Source organism: Methanolobus psychrotolerans (assembly GCF_002243045.1).
Lineage (GTDB): Archaea > Halobacteriota > Methanosarcinia > Methanosarcinales > Methanosarcinaceae > Methanolobus > Methanolobus psychrotolerans.
Genome location: NZ_MBKP01000090.1, coordinates 1 through 1,645 on the forward strand (window position 1 = coordinate 1; position 1,645 = coordinate 1,645).

Sequence of the window (1,645 nt, forward strand, 5' to 3'; positions counted from 1 at the left end):
TATGACGTCTTTGATTTACAATCAATGAATAATGACCTGTCAGCACATTATGTTCTAATGACAGATATTGATGCAAATGAAACTCATTTGTGGAATAATGGAAATGGATTTTTGCCTATAGGTAATTCGTCAGGTTATTTTACAGGCGAATTTGATGGTCAGAATTACACAATTTCAAATCTTTACATCAATAGATCATCAGAGAACTATATTGGTTTGTTCGGTTACATTAATGGTGCAAAAATAACAAACTTAAAGTTATATAATTTTGATGGAAGAGGAAGGAGCGGAGTTGCACCACTTGCAGGCTATTTAACATCATATCAATCTTATGTCGAAAATGTGCATTCCACTGGTGATGTTGTAGCAACTTATCATGGTGGAGGTTTGATTGGTCGTATTACCAATGCCGGATCAGCAACAATTAAAAAATGTTCTGCCAATACAAATGTAACTGCAATTCAATATGCAGGTGGCTTCACTGGATCTCAGGGTGGAGGATACATAATTGATTGTTGTTCACATGGCTCAGTTTATGGTTATCAAGCATCGATAACAGGTGGTTTTGTAGGAGGAGGATCAGGAATAACAAATTGTTACTCTACAGGCGAGATTACCAATGTTGGAGGCGGTTTTTCAGGCCAGTCAGGAACATTCAATTCATGTTACTGGGACGTAAACACTAGTGGTAAAACAACAAGTGGTGCAGGTACCGGGTTAACAACTGAAGAGATGCACGAGCAATCAAATTTTGTTAGCTGGAACTTTGATAATACTTGGATTATGCAGGATTATCCACAGTTAAGATTTGAATCATCTCCTTTATTTCCTATTAATTCATATAATATTGACTCTTTGAATTATTATGATGGCTTTGGGCAGATAATAAAAAAGCTGTCCGAAGGAGAATCAGACTGGATTAGCCAGACAACTACCTACAATGAATTTGGTTTGGTTTCAAGTACTGAAACACCGCATTATATCGATGAATCAGGTTTACCAGTAATGTACCAATACGATTCTATTGGAAGACCAATTGTTGTGATAAATACAGACAACACCACTTTGAGATATAATTATAATCTTGAGAACACTACCATTACCAACCAGAATGGGATAAACAAGACCCTCACAAGTGATATCAATGGCAATATTGTGAGTGCATATGAGTTCAATGATGATGAAACATATGTTACGTCTTATAGTTACGATGCTATGAATAATCTTGTTGAGATTACTCAAAGTATGCCTACTAATACCAATCATCTTACCAAACTTATTGGTGATGGTACTGAATCCAATCCATACCGCATCTATGACGTCTTTGATTTACAATCAATGAATAATGACCTGTCAGCACATTATGTTCTAATGACAGATATTGATGCAAATGAAACTCATTTGTGGAATAATGAAAATGGATTTTTGCCTATAGGTAATTCGTCAGGTTATTTTACAGGCGAATTTGATGGTCAGAATTACACAATTTCAAATCTTTACATCAATAGATCATCAGAGAACTATATTGGTTTGTTCGGTTACATAAATGGAGCAAAAATAACAAACTTAAAGTTATATAATTTTGATGGAAGAGGAAGGAGCGGAGTTGCACCACTTGCAGGCTATTTAAAGTCATATCAATCTT

1 protein-coding gene is annotated in these 1,645 nt (G+C 35.3%); it reads left to right on the plus strand.

Going from position 1 to position 1,645, the window contains the following annotated elements:
* Positions 1–57: 57 nt before the first annotated feature.
* Positions 58–1,645 (plus strand): ZmpA/ZmpB/ZmpC family metallo-endopeptidase-related protein (locus BB781_RS15070; protein ID WP_277985517.1); only part of this gene is annotated, 1,588 nt, incomplete at its 3' end.